The 16,606-nt window shown below is 73.1% G+C and carries 16 protein-coding genes and 8 tRNA genes; 12 read left to right on the top strand and 12 right to left on the bottom strand.

All coding sequences use genetic code 11. From position 1 onward, the window contains the following. The first annotated feature begins 12 nt into the window (after positions 1-12). A complete protein-coding gene (locus ACFVFS_RS33445) occupies positions 13-1,656 on the top strand; it encodes a hypothetical protein (RefSeq protein WP_380628625.1) in 1,644 nt (547 codons plus the stop codon). 63 nt (positions 1,657-1,719) lie between these two features. Here the strand turns inward: ACFVFS_RS33445 and ACFVFS_RS33440 are convergent, their stop codons facing one another. From ACFVFS_RS33440 to ACFVFS_RS33425, 4 genes are all read right to left on the bottom strand, one after another. Continuing rightward, on the bottom strand, positions 1,720-2,280 hold the full coding sequence (locus ACFVFS_RS33440; RefSeq protein ID WP_380628624.1) for an HIT family protein: 561 nt from the start codon (positions 2,278-2,280) through the stop codon (positions 1,720-1,722). Positions 2,281-2,361: 81 nt separating this feature from the next. Beyond that, on the bottom strand, positions 2,362-4,341 hold the full coding sequence (gene thrS / locus ACFVFS_RS33435; RefSeq protein ID WP_380628623.1) for a threonine--tRNA ligase: 1,980 nt from the start codon (positions 4,339-4,341) through the stop codon (positions 2,362-2,364). A 90-nt stretch (positions 4,342-4,431) separates the two neighbouring features. Beyond that, positions 4,432-5,619, bottom strand: coding sequence for a hypothetical protein (locus ACFVFS_RS33430; protein WP_380628622.1), 1,188 nt, complete (start codon positions 5,617-5,619; stop codon positions 4,432-4,434). A 31-nt stretch (positions 5,620-5,650) separates the two neighbouring features. Then, positions 5,651-6,205, bottom strand: coding sequence for a DUF4365 domain-containing protein (locus tag ACFVFS_RS33425; RefSeq protein ID WP_380628621.1), 555 nt, complete (start codon positions 6,203-6,205; stop codon positions 5,651-5,653). Between the two features lie 152 nt (positions 6,206-6,357). On the opposite strand from ACFVFS_RS33425, the gene ACFVFS_RS33420 reads away from it, so the two are divergent. Next, on the top strand, positions 6,358-7,125 hold the full coding sequence (locus ACFVFS_RS33420; protein ID WP_380628620.1) for a 3'-5' exonuclease: 768 nt from the start codon (positions 6,358-6,360) through the stop codon (positions 7,123-7,125). A gap of 66 nt (positions 7,126-7,191) precedes the next feature. Here the strand turns inward: ACFVFS_RS33420 and ACFVFS_RS33415 are convergent. The 3 genes from ACFVFS_RS33415 to ACFVFS_RS33405 form a co-directional block, all read right to left on the bottom strand. Next, a tRNA-Val gene (locus ACFVFS_RS33415) sits at positions 7,192-7,263 on the bottom strand. Between the two features lie 206 nt (positions 7,264-7,469). After that, positions 7,470-7,541, bottom strand: a tRNA-Val gene (locus ACFVFS_RS33410). Positions 7,542-7,641: 100 nt separating this feature from the next. After that, a complete protein-coding gene (locus ACFVFS_RS33405; RefSeq protein ID WP_380628619.1) occupies positions 7,642-8,154 on the bottom strand; it encodes a TIGR02611 family protein in 513 nt (170 codons plus the stop codon). Between the two features lie 194 nt (positions 8,155-8,348). Here ACFVFS_RS33405 and ACFVFS_RS33400 point away from each other — a divergent pair, with 194 nt between their 5' ends. Together ACFVFS_RS33400 and ACFVFS_RS33395 are read left to right on the top strand one after the other, a co-directional pair. Further along, positions 8,349-8,762, top strand: coding sequence for an SsgA family sporulation/cell division regulator (locus tag ACFVFS_RS33400; RefSeq protein WP_030056266.1), 414 nt, complete (start codon positions 8,349-8,351; stop codon positions 8,760-8,762). Positions 8,763-9,143: 381 nt separating this feature from the next. After that, positions 9,144-9,713: a CGNR zinc finger domain-containing protein gene (locus ACFVFS_RS33395; protein WP_376094520.1), complete on the top strand. Its 570-nt coding sequence runs from the start codon at positions 9,144-9,146 to the stop codon at positions 9,711-9,713. 37 nt (positions 9,714-9,750) lie between these two features. Here the strand turns inward: ACFVFS_RS33395 and ACFVFS_RS33390 are convergent, their stop codons facing one another. Continuing rightward, positions 9,751-10,260 (bottom strand): hypothetical protein, encoded by a 510-nt coding sequence (locus tag ACFVFS_RS33390; RefSeq protein WP_380628618.1) that lies wholly within the window; start codon positions 10,258-10,260, stop codon positions 9,751-9,753. A gap of 182 nt (positions 10,261-10,442) precedes the next feature. On the opposite strand from ACFVFS_RS33390, the gene ACFVFS_RS33385 reads away from it, so the two are divergent. Next, the gene (locus ACFVFS_RS33385) at positions 10,443-10,943 is read left to right on the top strand and encodes a DsbA family protein (RefSeq protein WP_380628617.1); all 501 of its coding nucleotides are present in this window, start codon (positions 10,443-10,445) and stop codon (positions 10,941-10,943) included. A gap of 25 nt (positions 10,944-10,968) precedes the next feature. On the opposite strand, the gene ACFVFS_RS33380 is transcribed toward ACFVFS_RS33385, so the two are convergent. The 3 genes from ACFVFS_RS33380 to ACFVFS_RS33370 all read right to left on the bottom strand — a co-directional run bounded on the left by ACFVFS_RS33380 (position 10,969) and on the right by ACFVFS_RS33370 (position 13,872). Continuing rightward, positions 10,969-11,811, bottom strand: coding sequence for a GNAT family N-acetyltransferase (locus ACFVFS_RS33380; RefSeq protein WP_380628616.1), 843 nt, complete (start codon positions 11,809-11,811; stop codon positions 10,969-10,971). A 91-nt stretch (positions 11,812-11,902) separates the two neighbouring features. Continuing rightward, on the bottom strand, positions 11,903-12,733 hold the full coding sequence (locus ACFVFS_RS33375; protein ID WP_380628615.1) for an aminotransferase class IV: 831 nt from the start codon (positions 12,731-12,733) through the stop codon (positions 11,903-11,905). Positions 12,734-12,810: 77 nt separating this feature from the next. After that, a complete protein-coding gene (locus ACFVFS_RS33370; RefSeq protein ID WP_380628614.1) occupies positions 12,811-13,872 on the bottom strand; it encodes a chorismate-binding protein in 1,062 nt (353 codons plus the stop codon). Positions 13,873-14,162: 290 nt separating this feature from the next. On the opposite strand from ACFVFS_RS33370, the gene ACFVFS_RS33365 reads away from it, so the two are divergent. The 6 genes from ACFVFS_RS33365 (at position 14,163) to ACFVFS_RS33340 (ending at position 14,799) form a co-directional block, all read left to right on the top strand. Further along, a tRNA-Gly gene (locus tag ACFVFS_RS33365) sits at positions 14,163-14,235 on the top strand. Between the two features lie 39 nt (positions 14,236-14,274). Next, positions 14,275-14,348, top strand: a tRNA-Cys gene (locus ACFVFS_RS33360). A gap of 34 nt (positions 14,349-14,382) precedes the next feature. Continuing rightward, positions 14,383-14,457 (top strand) — tRNA-Val (locus tag ACFVFS_RS33355). Between the two features lie 27 nt (positions 14,458-14,484). Beyond that, positions 14,485-14,556 (top strand) — tRNA-Val (locus ACFVFS_RS33350). Between the two features lie 58 nt (positions 14,557-14,614). After that, positions 14,615-14,686 (top strand) — tRNA-Val (locus tag ACFVFS_RS33345). A gap of 41 nt (positions 14,687-14,727) precedes the next feature. After that, positions 14,728-14,799: transfer RNA gene (locus ACFVFS_RS33340), tRNA-Val, on the top strand. Positions 14,800-15,074: 275 nt separating this feature from the next. Here ACFVFS_RS33340 and ACFVFS_RS33335 read toward each other — a convergent pair. Further along, the gene (locus ACFVFS_RS33335; RefSeq protein ID WP_380628613.1) at positions 15,075-15,275 is read right to left on the bottom strand and encodes a hypothetical protein; all 201 of its coding nucleotides are present in this window, start codon (positions 15,273-15,275) and stop codon (positions 15,075-15,077) included. Positions 15,276-15,707: 432 nt separating this feature from the next. Here ACFVFS_RS33335 and ACFVFS_RS33330 point away from each other — a divergent pair. Beyond that, a partial coding sequence (locus ACFVFS_RS33330) for a serine/threonine-protein kinase (protein ID WP_380628612.1) occupies positions 15,708-16,606 on the top strand: 899 nt, incomplete at its 3' end.

Genomic DNA, 16,606 nt, shown 5'->3' with positions numbered 1-16,606 from the left:
GGGGACGCCACCGTGACCACGCTCGACATGACCCCGGGTGCGCAGATACCCCGGACCGACGCCGGCCCGCAGACCGCCGGCACCCAGGCGATCTCCTCGGTGGCGTACCGCGACACCGCGCTGAAGGACGGCGCCGCCAAACTCGCCGGAACCAGCGCCAAGAACGGCCGCTTCGCCCTCTTCGCGCCCAACCTCGGCGAGGCCTGGAGCAAGGCGCTCATCTCACGCACCCTCGGCGGCGACCGCAAGCCCCTGGTGCCCTCCTTCGGCATCGAAACCCGCCAGATCGTGGAGCACTGCCTCGCCGCCGAGGAGATCCGCAACACCCGCGACCGGCACCTGTCCACCATCTCCGTCGTCACCGGCCTGCTCTGCCTGCCCGGCGCCCTGCTCTGGCTCGGCGCCTTCCAGCTGCGCGCCTGGCTCCGGCGCGACAACCCCAAGAACGCCGGCGTCTACGGGGCGGTCGTCCTCGTCCTCGCCGCCGCGCTCGCCGTGCTGCTCGCGGTCAAACCCCCCGTCGGCGGCGTCCTCGGCGTCTACCTGCGCATCGTCATGCTCGCCCCGGTCATCGGCTGGTACCTCGCCCGGCGCATCGTCGAGCGCACCGCCGTCGACCTGCGCGCCCGCTGGCTCTCGCTGGCCGAGGGCAACGCCGTCGCCGCGACCGTCCCGATGGCCGTCCCCCGCGACGACCTCGACAAGAAGGCCGCCGACCTGCGCGCCAAACTCGGCCGGCTGGAAGCCGAGCAGGACACCAACGTCCAGCACTACGCCGGCCCCAAGGGCATCCTCGGCGCCGGCCGCCGCTGGGGCGAGTGGAAGCTCATCGACACCCTGCGCCCCGCCGAGGGCCAGATCGACTTCCGCCAGTTCCACCCCTGGGACCTCGTCCGCAAGATCTCCGGCCACCTCAAGGCCCTCGGCATCAGCGAGGTCGCCAACAGCGGCATGCCCAACGTCCAGGTCAAGCAGTGGGTCGTCTACGAGGTCGGCGAGAACGCCGACGAGATCAGCCGCCCCGGCAACGCCGACATGGACGGCGACCACATGCGCGACTTCGCCGTCCAGGCCATCGCCGACAAGCAGAGCTTCAGCGGCGGCCCCCGCCACTACCTCGCCACCCAGTTCATCACCCACGACGGCAAGCTCGTCCTGACCTTCACCGTCACCGTCGTGCTGCTCGCCAACACCCTCAACATCACCGTCGCCGGCTACGCCCTCGGCCCCATCGACGGCTTCTTCGGCGACAAGCCCAAGGACAAGGAGAAGTCCGTCGCCAAGACCTTCCGCTTCTGGGAGGAGCGCAAGGTCAAGCTCCCGCTGATCGACAACGACGAGGTCGTCCGGCAGGCCGTCCGCGCCCCCTTCTACCGGACGCCCGGCCTGCTCTCCTGGCTCGGCGGCGGCCTCGGCCTGCCCGAGCCCTTCGGCTTCCGGCACACCTGGGCCGGCCAGCCCTGGGGCACCCGCACCATGGCCGACAACGCGCTCAACGCCTCCCACCCGGTGCTCGGCGCCGTCCACACCGCCACCCTGGAGTTCCTCGCCGAGCACGACCTCGACACCGAGCGCGCCTTCAAGGGCCGCGCGGCCGGCCTCAAGGCCGAGGCCCAGGGCAGCCGCCCGTTCAAGGTCGACCGGTACGACGCCTGACCGGACACGACGGAGGGCCCCCGCCGACCCGATGGCCGGCGGGGGCCCTCCCCGCTGTGCGCCTCAGTCCTGCGGCCAGGCCTCGGCCAGCATCTTCCGGGTGTCCGCCAGCAGCTGCGGCAGCACCTTGGTGTGGCCGACCACCGGCATGAAGTTGGTGTCCCCGCCCCAGCGCGGCACCACGTGTTGGTGCAGGTGGGCCGCGATGCCGGCACCGGCCGCCGCGCCCTGGTTCATGCCGATGTTGAAGCCGTGCGCGCCCGAGGCCGCGCGCAGCGCCGTCATCGCCTTCTTGGTGAACACCGCCAGCTCGGCCGTCTCCGCCTCGTCCAGCTCGGTGTAGTCCGCCGCGTGCCGGAACGGGACCACCATGAGGTGCCCGCCGTTGTACGGGTACAGGTTGAGCACCGCGTACACGGAGTCGCCGCGCGCGACGACCAGCCCCTCCTCGTCGCTCAGCGACGGGATCGAGCAGAACGGGCAGCCGTCGTCCGGAGCCGGGCCGGTGGGCTTGTTCTCGCCCTGGATGTAGGCCATCCGATGGGGGGTCCACAGGCGGCGGAAGCCGTCCGGCTCCCCGACGCCCTGCTGCAGTTCCGGCTCAGTCGTCATGCTGATCAGCATATTCGCCCAACCGTGCTTGCAAAGCCGCGCGGGGCGGACTCCCTGAGGAGCCCGCCCCGCGCCCGCGTACGACCGGCCGGGTCAGACCTGGATCCGGCGCTCCACCGCGTCCACGATCTCGGCGACCGCATCGGCGACCGGGACGCCGTTCTTCTGCTCGCCGTTGCGGTAGCGGAAGGAGACCGCGCCCGCCTCGACGTCGTCGTTGCCGGCGATCAGCATGAACGGCGTCTTGGCCCGCTGGGCGTTCCTGATCTTCTTCTGCATCCGGTCGTCCGAGGTGTCCACCTCGACCCGGATCCCGCGCTTCTTCAGCTCGGCCGCGACCTCCAGCAGGTACGGCACGTGCTCGTCGGTGATCGGGATGCCGGTCACGGTGACCGGGGCCAGCCACGGCGGCATGGCGCCGGCGTAGTGCTCCAGCAGCACCGCGAAGAACCGCTCGATCGAGCCGAACAGCGCCCGGTGGATCATGACCGGCCGCTGGCGCGAGCCGTCCGCCGACGTGTACTCCAGGTCGAAGCGCTCGGGCAGGTTGAAGTCCAGCTGGATGGTCGACATCTGCCAGGTGCGGCCGATGGCGTCCTTCGCCTGCACCGAGATCTTCGGGCCGTAGAAGGCCGCGCCGCCCGGGTCCGGGACCAGCGGCAGGCCCTGCTTCTCGGCCACGCTCGCCAGAACGGCGGTGGCCTCCTCCCACGCGTCGTCGGTGCCGACGAACTTCTCCGGGTCCTTGGTGGACAGCTCCAGGTAGAAGTCGGTCAGACCGTAGTCGCGCAGCAGGTTGAGCACGAAGGTGAGGGTCGAGTCGAGCTCGTCCGCCATCTGCTCGCGGGTGCAGTAGATGTGCGCGTCGTCCTGGGTGAAGCCGCGGGCGCGGGTCAGGCCGTGCACCACGCCGGACTTCTCGTACCGGTACACCGTGCCGAACTCGAACAGGCGCAGCGGCAGCTCACGGTACGAGCGGCCGCGCGCGTCGAAGATCAGGTTGTGCATCGGGCAGTTCATCGGCTTGAGGTAGTAGTCCACGCCCTCGTCGAGCTGCATGGGCGGGTACATACCGTCCGCGTACCAGTCCAGGTGGCCGCTCTTCTCGAAGAGCTTCCCCTTGGTGGCGTGCGGGGTGTAGACGAACTCGTAGCCCTCCTCCTCGTGCCGGCGGCGCGAGTAGTCCTCCATGGCGCGGCGGATGATGCCGCCCTTGGGGTGGAAGACGGCGAGGCCGGAGCCGATCTCCTCGGGGATGGAGAAGAGGTCGAGCTCGTTGCCGAGCTTGCGGTGGTCGCGCTTGGCGGCCTCCTCCAGGAACTCCAGGTGCGCCTTGAGCTCGTCCTTGCTCGGCCAGGCGGTCCCGTAGAGCCTCTGCAGCATCGGGTTCTTCTCGCTGCCGCGCCAGTAGGCGGCGGCCGAGCGCATGATCTTGAACGCCGGGATCATCCGGGTCGACGGCAGGTGCGGGCCGCGGCAGAGGTCGCCCCAGCACAGCTCGCCGCTCTTGGCGTCCAGGTTGTCGTAGATGGTGAGCTCGCCGGCGCCGACCTCGACGTCGGCGCCCTCGCCGGCGGTGGCGGCGGAGCCCTTGAGGCCGATCAGCTCCAGCTTGTACGGCTCGGCGGCCAGCTCCTCGCGGGCGGCCTCGTCGGTGACCACCCGGCGGGAGAACTTCTGCCCGCGCTTGATGATCTCCTGCATGCGCTTCTCGATGGCCTTGAGGTCATCGGGGTGGAACGGCTTCTCGACGTCGAAGTCGTAGTAGAAGCCGTCCTTGACCGGCGGGCCGATGCCGAGCTTGGCCTCCGGGAAGAGCTGCTGCACGGCCTGGGCCATGACGTGCGCGGTGGAGTGGCGCAGGATGTCGAGGCCGTCCTGGCTGCCGATCGCGACCGGCTCGACCTCGTCGCCGTCCTGGACGGCGTAGGCGAGGTCCTTGAGCTGGCCGCCGACCCGGGCGGCGATGATCGAGCGGTCGTCGGCGAAGAGCTCGGCGGCCGTAGTGCCCGTGGTCACCACGCGCTCTTCCCGATCGGGTTCGCGGTTGATGATTACCCGGACGTCCGTCACCGGTCTCTCCTGACGTGCTGGATTCAGAGGACGCAGCACAGCGCTGCGCCTGACGATGGTACCGAGAGCAGTGGCCCCACCGTCACCTCCCTACTCGCCCCGCCCCTCCCCCAGGGTCTTGAGCAGCCGCTCCCGCTCGGCCTCCTCCAGTCCGCACGGTTCCAGGCCGGTGGGCCGGACGAGCCGGCGGAAGCCGCCGCGCCGCTCCAGGCGTCCGCTGATCCGCACGGGGGTGCCGGCCAGGTGGGCCTCGGCGGCGGTCCGGTAGGCGGGGTCGGGCAGCCGGACCTTGACCTCCTCGACCTCGGCGCCGCCGAGCACCCGCAGCCGCACGCTGCCCGGACCGGCCGGGTCGGCGCGCTTGAGGCGGACGACCAGGCCGACGAGGGTGACGGCGACGGCGGGCTCGATGCGCTCCAGCAGCTCGGCGGCCTCCGCGAGGGCGGGCAGGTCGCCGGGCGAGAACTCGACGGCGATCCGGCGGTCGCCGAAGCCCCCCGGGGTACCGGCGGCGGCCGACCAGGCCACGGTGAACCGGCCCGCGGTGGCGCCGCGCACCAGCTCCTGGACGGATTCGACCAGCTCGCGGCTGACGCCGGACTGGACGGCGTTCTCGAAGGCCTCGCCGCCCCCGCTGACCCGCCGGTAGTCGACGGCGTCGCGCAGCGCCTCCAGGGCGCGGACCAGGGTGGTGACCGCGGCCCGGCCCTCGGGGGCGGGTGTGTAGGCGGTCAGGCCGGAGCCGCCGGTGACGACCAGGACGCGGTCGAGGAAGTCGCCGGCCCAGGCGTCGAGGCGGGCGCCGAAGTAGGCGGCGCGGGTGCGGCCGGCCTTGGCGCCGGCGGCGAGCATGGCGCGGGCGGCGAGCCGGAGCCGTTCGGTCTCGTCCCAGGGCGCGGCGCCGGGGGCGGTGGCGCCGTGGGCTGCGGCGGGGTCGCGGTGCCACTGCAGCTCGTCGCCGGGGACGGCCAGGGCGAGCAGGATGGCGCGGGCGGAGGGGCTGGCGGAGCGGGAGAGCGCGGTGACGGCGTCGGTGAGCAGGTCGACGGCGTCGTCGAAGCCGTCGCCGGCGGGGACGAGCAGGCTGACGCCGGGGTCGGTGCCCTCGGGGGGCGTCCAGCGGCCGTAGCGGGCGGAGGGCCCGCCGCGCCGGACCCAGCCGTGCCGGGCGAGCAGGGTGGCGAGCACCGCGGGGTCGACGGCGGCCGGATCGGGCAGCGGCCCGGTCTGCGGCGGTTCGCCGAGCGTGGGACGCATCGGCCCGTGGGGCAGTGTCATGGGGCGGCTCCTCCCGGCCGGGGCCGGGCCGTCACGGGCTGCCGCCCGCACCGACCCGGGCCATGATGTCGCACAGGGCGCGGTCGTCGAAGACCTTCGCGGTGGGGACGCGGACGTTGGTGCGGCGCTGTCCGGTGACGGGGTGGCCGGCCAGGTTGACCCAGTAGCAGCAGTGCCGCAGTTCGAGGGCGTCGGGGCGGGCGGCGAGCCAGCGGTCGACGCGGCGGGGCAGCAGCATGACGACGAGGATCCGGGGCACGGCGACCCGGGGGCGGGCGAGCTTGCGCAGGTGGTCGTTGTCCAGGGTGAAGGAGAAGAACGCGCCGCGCGGGTCGGGGGCGATCTGCTGGGTGGCCTTCAGCTGGATCTTGACGGTGACCTCGTCGTCCACCTCGTGGCGGCGCGAGCCGTGGCTGACCTGCCAGTCGATGCCGTTGTCGGGGAACGGTTGGGAGAGCGAGCAGCCGGCCGCGGCCGCGACCGCGTGCAGGTAGCCGACCTGGAGGGTCTCCATGCAGGCGGTCACCGCCAGGTCGCCCCGCAGGACGTCCGCCGCCCCCTCGGGCTGCGGCTGCGTCAGCGCCATGACCGTTCGTCCTCCCCCGTCCCCCGGGCCCGTCCGGATTCGAACAGGGCGCCCGTGGGCAGGGTGCCCGGCCGGTGCGCCGCCAAACGGTTGAGGGGGCGTCAGGGGCGGGTATCACCGTGGCGGGAACACGCTGTTTTCGAGGGGCAGTCATGCAGCAGCACTGGTCCACCGGCCCGCTCGCCTCCTTCGACACCGAGACCACCGGCGTGGACGTCGAGACCGATCGCATCGTCTCGGCCGCCCTGGTCGTCCAGTCCGCCCCGGGCACGGCCCCGGTGGCCACCGGCTGGCTCGCCGACCCCGGCGTGCCGATACCCGACGGCGCCCGCGCGGTGCACGGGATCAGCGACGAGACGGTACGGGCGCACGGCCGGCCGGCCGCCGTGGTGGTGGCGGAGATCGCCGCCGCGCTCGCCGGACAGGCCCGGGCCGGGCGTCCGCTGGTGGTGATGAACGCGCCCTACGACCTGACGCTGCTGGACCGGGAGTTGCGCCGGCACCGGGGGGTGTCGCTGGCCGAGGCGACCGGTCCGGCGCCGCTGCTGGTACTGGATCCGCGGGTTCTGGACAAGTACGTGGACCGCTACCGCCGGGGCCGGCGGACGCTGACCGACCTGTGCGCGCACTACGGGGTGGAGCTGACCGGGGCGCACGACGCGGGGGCGGACGCGACGGCCGCGCTGGAGGTGGTGCGCACGATCGGCGCGCGGTACCCGGGGGCGCTGGGCGGGCTGACGGCGGCGGAGCTGCACCTGCGGCAGGCGGTCTGGCACGCGGCGCAGGCGCGCGGGCTGCAGGCCTGGTTCGACCGGTCGGGGGCGGACGAGCGGGTGGACCTGTCCTGGCCGCTGCGGCCGGTCCGGTGCGGCTGCGGCCGCCGGCTGTCGCCGGAGCACGAGTGCGAGGTGGCGGCGTAGCCGGCCGGTCCGGGAACGCCGCAGGCCCTGACCGGTCTTCCGATCAGGGCCTGCGTGCTGTCCGGGTGGGCGATACTGGGATCGAACCAGTGACCCCTTCGGTGTGAACGAAGTGCTCTCCCGCTGAGCTAATCGCCCGGGCAACGAGAAGAACTGTAGCACCATTCGGGGGGTGCCGTACAACTCGTTCGGGGAGTGCGGCCCGACGCATCCGCAGAACTCCTGCGGGACGCGGAAGGTGACTGGGCCTCAGTACATTCCCGGCACCGTTCGACGGATTGCGGAAATACATGTGAGGCCCAGCCGATAATCGGCTGGGCCTCACATATCACAATGCATTCCGGTGGGCGATACTGGGATCGAACCAGTGACCCCTTCGGTGTGAACGAAGTGCTCTCCCGCTGAGCTAATCGCCCGGGTGCAGGGAAAACATTACCGCATCCCGGGGGGTGGTCCGAACACGCCGCCTCCCCCGGACGGCCCCGCCCGCGCGAGGCTGCGGGCGGGGCGGACGGCTCAGTCCTCGTGGATCTTCCAGGGCATGACCAGCCCGTACTTCCACAGGTACCAGCCGCCGAGCGCGGCGATCAGCGTCAGGCCGATCGCGGTGAGCGTCAGGTTGCGGCGCCGGACCCGCGGGTCCAGGGCCTTCTGCGCGGCCTCGGCCACCTTGCGGCGGGTCCAGCGCAGGGCCAGCTGGGCCCAGACGAACTCGGTCGCCCAGATGCCCATGCCGAGGAAGATGACCACCCAGCCGGGACCGGGCAGCGGGAGCATGATCACGCCGAGCACCACCACGGCGAGGCCGACCAGGAAGACGGCCACCTGCCAGCTCAGATGCAGCGGGCGGGAGCGGCGGATGAACCGCGGGGCGCGCGAGCCGAGCGGCTTGCCGCCCTCGGCACCGCCCTCCGGTCCCCCCTCGTCGCCCGCACCCGTCGGCACCCCCGTGTCGTCCGGCACGATCACATCCCCCGTTCCGGTGTTCCCGCCCGCGTCCCCGCGTGCCTCGTCGCTTCGCACAGTCATGCCAGGAAACTAACCGAGAAGGGGCCCGGTAATCGCCCGGCGGGCACTCTGTGGCGATTCCGCAATGCGCCGTAAGGGGTACGACTCGCGCCCGAATCGGGACAGAGGGGTTTACATCGGTCGTGGAGGTGGGATGGTCCGTTCGCCGACGTGCGATTCCCCGAGCGCACACTGAGCGAAAGGCCATGGCGCTTATGAACACCACGGTCAGCTGCGAGCTGCACCTGCGCCTCATCGTGTCCAGCGAGTCCTCACTGCCCGTCCCCGCGGGCCTTCGCTACGACACCGCCGACCCCTATGCCGTGCACGCCACCTTCCACACCGGCGCCGACGAGACCGTGGAGTGGGTGTTCGCCCGAGATCTCCTTGCGGAGGGGCTGCACCGACCCACCGGTACGGGCGACGTCCGGGTGTGGCCGTCGCGCAGCCACGGGCAAGGGGTGGTCTGCATCGCCCTGAGCTCTCCGGAAGGAGAAGCCCTGCTGGAGGCCCCGGCCCGGGCGCTTGAGTCGTTCCTCAAGCGGACGGACGCCGCCGTGCCCCCCGGCACCGAACACCGTCACTTCGACCTCGACCGGGAGCTGTCCCACATCCTCGCCGAAAGCTGACCCCGACCGGTGGCGGTCACACCCCGCTGTCGGCGGGGTCGTAGCCCCTGCCGTCAACCGCAGCCGTCCTACTCGGGGGCACGGCAGCACGATCAGCCGCGCACGACGCGGTCTCGGGGCCGGTGACGAAACGGTTCTCTCCCCAGTGGAGCGGGCCCGAAGCACCGAAGGCGCCCGGCACCGGAGCCGGCCATCCGCGCGATGGCCGGCCTCGCTGCCGGGCGCGGCCGTTTTCCGCGGAAACGTCCGCACACCTTGGCGGAATCCGTACGCATCTTCGACACAAGTCGCCGCCGCACGCCGCACGGCCCCGGTAAGGTCTGGGGGAATGACCCGTAGTCGCGGGGTGCCCACGGCCCCCTCCGCGCGAGGAGCCTCCACGTGCTGATCACCCATGACACCGAGTGCGCGCTGAGCATCCTCGTCGAGCTGCTCAACACCGCACCCGAGGTGTGCGGCACCGAGCTGCTGCCCGACGTGGCCGCGCTCGACGCGTTCGTGGGCCGGCAGGAGATCAGCGAGGTCGACTCACTGACCGACGACGACCTGCGGCGGGTGCACGAGCTGCGCTCGCGGCTGCGCGAGGTCTTCGGCACGGAGTCCACCGAGGAGGCCGCCGAACTGGTCAACGCGGTGGTCGCGGCGGCCGGCACGACCCCCCGGCTGACCAACCACGACCACCACGGGTGGCACATCCACTACTTCGCGCCGCACGCCGCCCTCGGCGACCACCTGGCCGCCGAACTCGGCATGGCGCTGGCGTTCATCCTCACCGCGGGCGAGCGCGAACGGCTGCGCCGCTGCGAGGCGCCGGACTGCGCGCGGGTCTTCGTGGACCTCTCGCGCAACCGCTCGCGCCGCTACTGCGACAGCCGGACCTGCGGGAACCGGCTGCACGTGGCCGCCTACCGGGCCCGCCAGCGCTCGGCGGACACGGTCGCCTCGGCCTGAGGCCGCCGGGCGGTCCCCGGCGGCCGGGGCGCCGTGCTCAGATGCCGCGGCGGCGCAGGATCTCCTCGATGTCGTCGAACTCGCCGCCGAGGCCGTCGTCGCCCTTGCCCCGCCCGGGGGCCTTGGCCTTCTCGGCACGCTTCGGCTCCGCACGCTTCGGCGCCGGCTGGGCGGCCGGGCCGGCGGTGGGGGCCACCGCCGGACGGGCCGGGGCGGGCCCGGCGGCGGGCGCGGCCTCCTCGCGGCCCTCGGTCACGGCGCCGCGCCGGCCCACCCGGCGGGTGGTGACGAGCAGCCCCGCCGAGACCGCCAGCAGCACGATGCCGGTCCAGACCCGGGGGTCGAAGACCAGCTTGACCGCCCAGTCGGCGATCTCGTCGCCGATCGTCCGGGCCACCGGGAACAGGCCGGTCAGGTAGAGGCCGGCGGGCAGCAGCGCGACGGCGAACCAGCGGGTCGCGGAGAGGAGGCGCCGGCGGTAGGCGCGCAGGCCCGCCACGGCCACGCCGGCCGCCGTCAGCGTGAACGCGACCGCCGCCGTCAGCACGGCCGCCTCCTCGCGGTCCGCGTTCCGGCCGTCGTTCCGGCCGGCGTTCCGGCCCTCGGACCGCCGCTCGGACTGTCAGTCGGACTGATCATCTCGTCGGACCTCCCATGGCTCCGGTCTGGCGAACTGGCCGGACCCGGTCGCCGAAACGGCACAGGTCCCACTGATGGAACACTGGGGGCATGATCGAAGGTTCCCTCCCCCGTCTTGAGTTCTGGTGCGAGCTCCAGTGCCCGGACTGCCGCACCGCCCTGGCCGACGTCCGCACGCTGCGCGCCCGCTACGGCGACGCGCTGCCGATCGAGCTGCGGCACTTCCCGCTCGAGAAGCACAAGCACGCCTACGCCGCCGCCGAGGCCGCCGAGGAGGCGTTTGCGCAGGGCCTCGGCTGGCCGTTCGTCGAGGCGCTGCTGGAGCGGGTCGAGGACCTTGAGGCGCGCGGCACCGAGGTGCTGCTGGAGGTGGCCCGCGAGGTCGGGGTGGACGCCGAGGAGGTGGACACCGCGCTGGTGGACGGGCGGCACATGCTGACCGTCGACGCCGACCAGGCCGAGGGCCGGGCGATCGGGGTCACGGGCACGCCGACGTACGTGATCGCCGGGCAGCGCCTCGACGGCGGGAAGAGCCAGGACGGCCTGCTGGAGCGCGTCGTCGCCGCCGTCGAGGCCGCGAAGGCGTCCTGACCCGCGGCGGGCCGCCGGGCCGCCGTCACAGCAGCGGCTTCCCGTACACCCGGTTGGTGACCCGGTAGCCGAGCGACTCGTAGAGGCGGATCGCGACCTCGTTGCCGCTGAAGACGTTCAGCCCGAGGTCGCGGACGCCCGCCGACAGGCAGACCCGCTCGGCGAGGCGCATCAGGGTCCGGCCGTGGCCGCGGCCCCGGTGCGCGCCGGCGACCTCGACCACCATCACCCAGGCCAGCGGGGCGCCGTCGGGCAGGTCGCGCAGCCGCAGCGCCAGCCAGAGCGAGCCCAGCGGCTCCTCCCCCGCCCCGTACAGGCGGCGCAGGGCGACACCGGCGGTGTCCGCGCCCTGCGGCAGGAGTCTCGCGTGGTCGGCGTCGGCCTTGGCGCGGGCCTCCTCCTCGTCGAGGCCGGAGGAGCGCAGGTCGTGCAGGTAGCCGGCCTTGGCCTCGGCCAGCCAGGCCGGGAACTCGGCGGCGCCGATCGGGCGGGCGGCGGCGCCGGTCGGCAGGGCGGGCGGGGCGTCCAGCCGTTTGACCATGTTCCGCATCCGCTCGGTGTAGCCGAGGGTGACCGCGAGCGAGCGGGCGACCTGCGCGGCCTCGGGGATGTCGGCGTCCACCCGGGTGCAGCCCCAGCCCCGCAGCACCTCCTCGGCGGCCAGCGCGCCGATCGTCCCGCGCCCCCGGCCGCGCCCGCTTTTGACCTCCAACTCTGCTATCTCGCCCCAGAGTTGACTGCCACGCGGAACGGCGGTGGTGCGCAGGCCGCCGACCGGGCGGCCATTGACGCAGATCTGCCAGCGCCGGGTGCGGCCGCCGGCGGGGGTGGAGGTCTCCGGGCTCTCGGGGCGCAGCGTGGTGGTCATGTCGGGGTCCCTTCCCCGCCGTCCGGCTCTTCTACCGGTCCGGACGCCGCCGGCCCCGCCGGGGGTTCCCCGGCGGGGCCGCGGGCGGCGCTCAGGGGTCGAGGTCGTCGCCGCTGCGCTGGGCGAAGGCGGCCATGGCCTTGGCGGTGACCGGGCCGGGGCCGGGCAGTTCGCGGTCGTCGACGCGGGTGACGGCCTGGACGTCGCGCAGGGAGGAGGTCAGGAAGATCTCCTCGGCCTCCTGGAGGGCGTCCAGCGGAAGGTCGGCCTCCTCGGCGCCGCACCAGTCGACGACGAGCTGCCGGGTGATGCCGGCCAGGCAGCCGGAGGCGAGCGGCGGGGTGAGCAGGCGGCCGCCGAGGACGACGAACACGTTGGAGCCGGTGCCCTCGCAGAGCCGGCCGGCGGTGTTGGCGAGCAGGGCCTCGGAGGCGTGGGCGCGGTGGGCCGCGGCGAGGGCGACGACGTTCTCGGCGTAGGAGGTGGTCTTGAGGCCGGCGACGGCGCTGTGCTCGTTGCGGCGCCAGGGGACGACCGTGACGGCGGTGGTGTCGGGGCGGCGGGTGGCGGTGCCGAGGGAGGCCACCAGGGTGGGGCCGGTGTCGCCGCGCTCCGAGCCGAGCGGCGCGGTGCCGCCGGTGTAGGTGATGCGCAGGCGGCCGAGCGGCATCGGGTTGGCGGCGAGGACGGCGGCGCAGGCCTCGCGGACCAGGTCGTGGTCGGGGTCCGGCAGGCCGAGGCCGCGGGCGGAGCGGGTGAGCCGCTCCAGGTGGCGGGTGACGGCGAAGGCCTGGCCGTCGAGGGCCTTCATGGTCTCGAAGACGCCGTCGCCGGTGGTGAGTCCGTGGTCCAGGACGGACAGGGCCGGGTCGGCGGAGTCGACGAGGGTGCCGTTGACCCAGCTGGTGGTCGGGTGCTGCATCGCGGGGTGCTCCTCGCGGGACGGGCGCGGGCCGTCCGGCCGCGGGTGGCGGCGCCGGGTGCGGTCCGTGTCGGGGTTCAGTCGGAGTCGGGACGGATGTCGGTTCCCGACGCTATCGCGACCAGGCGGGCGGCCTTCAGCTCGGTTTCCGCCCATTCGCGGTCAGGGTCGGAGCCCCAGGTGATGCCGGCGCCGGTGCCGAAGCGCAGTTCGGGTGCCGCGGGGTCGGTCCGGTCGATCCAGAAGGTGCGGATGCCGACGGCGAGTTCGGCCTCGCCGCGGTCGGCGTCGACCCAGCCGACGGCGCCGCAGTAGGGGCCGCGCGGGGCGGTCTCCAGGGCTTCGATGATCCGCAGGGCGCTGGACTTGGGGGCGCCCGTGACGGAGCCGGGCGGGAAGGTGGCGGAGAACAGCTCGGGCCAGCCGGCGTCCGGGCGCAGGGTGCCCTCGACGGTGGAGACCAGGTGGACCAGGCCGGGGTGCTTCTCGACCGCGCACAGGTCGGGCACGGTGACGGTGCCGGTGGCGCAGACCCGGCCGAGGTCGTTGCGGACCAGGTCGACGATCATCACGTTCTCGGCGTGGTCCTTGTCGAGCAGGTCGTGCTCGGTGCGGCCGGTGCCCTTGATCGGGCCGGAGGAGACGGTGCGGCCGTTGCGGCGCAGGTAGAGCTCGGGCGAGGCGGTGGCGATCTCCACGCCGTGCCCGGGCAGCCGGACCGTTCCCGCGTAGGGGGCCGGGTTGCCGTGGGCGAGCAGGCCGGTGAGGGCGTCGATGTCGCTGCGGGCGGGGTCGGGCAGCGGGGCGGCGAGCACCCGGCAGAGGTTGGCCTGGTAGACCTCGCCGGCCGCGATGTACTCGCGGACGCGGCGCACGCCCGCGGTGTAGGCGGCGCGGTCGAGCGAGCTGCGCCAGGCGCCGGCGGACGGGCCGAGCCAGCCGGCGCCCGAGGGCGGGGCGGGGGCGGGGCGGACGTGGTCGAAGCGGGCGCAGGTGAGGCGGCCCTCGAAGTCGTGGGCGACGGCCCACCAGCCGGCGGAGTCCAGGGCGGCCGGGTCGGAGGTGACGTCGCGCAGTCCGGTCGCTAGGCGGCCGCCGAAGCGGGCGAGGGGGTGCTGGGGGGCGGGGTGGCCGGACACGGTTCTCCTGCACGGGGCTTTGCTCGGGTTGCGGTGCCTGAAGTGTAGGTCGGGGGGCGTGAGCAGAGCCGGGCGTCACGCGGGCGTACGCCGGGTGACCTGCGGGTGTCACTCACGGTGTCGTTCTCCCCCGGCGACACCCATCCGGGCCGGTCGGCGCGGGGACGGCCGACGGGTGTCCGCCGGACATGCTGCGGGAACGGATTTTTAGCTGGCCCGGTAATCCGCTAGAGTTCAACACGTCGCCAGGGAGCGCAGCCGGGAAAACCGGTGAAGATCCCGGGAGACAGGCGGACGTGGCTCAGTTGGTAGAGCATCACCTTGCCAAGGTGAGGGTCGCGAGTTCGAATCTCGTCGTCCGCTCGATGAAGGACAGTGTAAGATCGTCCTTCAGTGTTGCCTGGTGGAGTGGCCGAGAGGCGAGGCAACGGCCTGCAAAGCCGTCTACACGGGTTCAAATCCCGTCTCCACCTCCAAGAGGCTCACCCGGCTCGGCCGGGTGGCCTCCCCGCGCGATTAGCTCAGCGGGAGAGCACTACCTTGACACGGTAGGGGTCACTGGTTCAATCCCAGTATCGCGCACCATGCCCGGCCCTGCCGGACACCTGCCCCGCGCGATTAGCTCAGCGGGAGAGCACCACCTTGACACGGTGGGGGTCACTGGTTCAATCCCAGTATCGCGCACGTCGGATCGTCGGTGATCTTCGGATCCCCGGGGGTTCGTTGCGGTCGTACCGCATCCGCGCGATTAGCTCAGCGGGAGAGCACTACCTTGACACGGTAGGGGTCACTGGTTCAATCCCAGTATCGCGCACGTCGGACCCTCCGGGGTCCGCTGCAGGACCGCCTTACCAGGCGCGATTAGCTCAGCGGGAGAGCACTACCTTGACACGGTAGGGGTCACTGGTTCAATCCCAGTATCGCGCACAGTGACGGCCGGGGCCGCGACTCGTAACGGGTCGCGGCCCCGGCCGTTTCGGCGCTTCGCGGTGTTCTGCGAGGGGCTGCGGGAGTGCGGCAGAAGAGCCGCGTACGGTCGCCCTCACCGACGTCCGTACGCGGCGTCTCCGCCTGCCGGGGCGCTCTGCGCGCCGCTCTCGCCCGTCCGCGTGTCATCGCGGGCGCGGCCTCCCCGGCGGCACTGGCTCCCCGTCCCCAGGGGATCAGTGCCTGCTTCGGTGGGCACCCGGGTGCCCGGCCGGTCAGTGGCCGATCAGCTCGGCCACCGCCTGGGCCTGGTTCGCCATCTGCTCCCAGCCGCCGAACAGGATGGCCAGCAGCACCGCGCAGGGCAGTGCCATGGCCACCGCCACCGCCGGGTGCCTGGTGGGCTCCGCGGCGCCGGGCTGGGTGAAGGCCGGCCGACGGCGGCGGGAGGTGGATCCCATGGGCTGCGGTGCCATGCCCTTGACTCCTCTTGCTGAGCTCGGCCGGTGGATGGACGGTGGTGCACGTGGACGCGGTGGACGGCTTACCTCGGGGGACGAGCTCCCCGTCCACCGCTGAGAACAACGGTACGGCGGGAGGGGGTTGGCGGGCGTCATGCCGTCGTACTGTTCTCCGGGCCTCCCGGAGGATGACGATCCGACCTGGGGAGTACTACCGCAGGGGGAGACGTCCGCGATCCGGTCCCAGGGGGAACCCTGAGAGGGGACCCCGAGAAACGATTCGGCGGCGCACCACCGGGACGACAGTCCAAGATCCGACAATCGGACGGTGGCTTCAGGTGTTGCGTATCAGCACACCGCAGCGGGCAGTCCGTAAGCTGTGCCAGACAGGAACTGACGACGCCCCATCCGACGGGGCCTCACCCACAGTCTGACGGGGAAACGAGAATGGCGATGATGCGGCTGAGGCGTGAGGACCCCCGCATCGTCGGGCCGTACCGCCTGCACCGACGGCTGGGGGCCGGCGGCATGGGCGTGGTGTACCTCGGGTCCGACCGCCGCGGGCAGCGCGTCGCGCTCAAGCTGATCCGGTCCGAGCTGGCCGAGGACGTCGAGTTCCGCACCCGCTTCGCCCGCGAGATCGCCGCCGCCTCCAGGATCCGCGGCGGCTGCACCGCCCGCGTCATGGGCTCCGACATCGAGGCCGACCGGCCCTGGCTGGCCACCGCGTACGTCCCCGGGCCGTCGCTGTACAAGCGGGTCGGCGACGAGGGGGCGCTCGGCTGGCCCGAGGTCGCCCGGATCGGGGCCGCGCTCGCCGACGGGCTCGTCAAGGTGCACGAGGCCGGCGTCGTCCACCGCGACCTCAAGCCGTCCAACATCCTGCTGTCGCCGCGCGGGCCGCGGATCATCGACTTCGGCATCGCCTGGTCGCGCGGTGCCAGCACGCTCACCCACGTCGGCACCGCCGTCGGCTCGCCCGGCTTCCTCGCCCCCGAGCAGGTCCGCGGGGCAGCCGTCACGCCCGCGACCGACGTCTTCGCCTTCGGCGCGACCCTCGCGTACGCGCTCACCGGCGACACCCCGTTCGGCTCCGGGGCCTCCTCCGAGGTCATGCTCTACCGCGTCGTCCACGAGGAGCCCGACCTGGCGGCGGTGCCGCCGCAGCTGGCGCCGCTGATCCGGGCCTGCCTGGCCAAGGAGCCCGCCGAGCGTCCCGGGGCGGCCGCGCTGCACGAGCGGCTGAGCGAGCTGGCCGTGCGCGGCGCGGCCACCGGCCCGGGTCCCGTGCCGGGCGGCGCGGCGGGCCAGGGCTCCGGCGGGCCGTTCGGCCGGGCCCGCGGGGC

The organism is Kitasatospora sp. NPDC057692 (assembly GCF_042799475.1).
Classification (GTDB): Bacteria; Actinomycetota; Actinomycetes; order Streptomycetales; family Streptomycetaceae; genus Kitasatospora.
The sequence above is the reverse complement of the archived record's forward strand: the minus strand, read 5'-3'. Positions and strand labels throughout refer to the sequence as shown.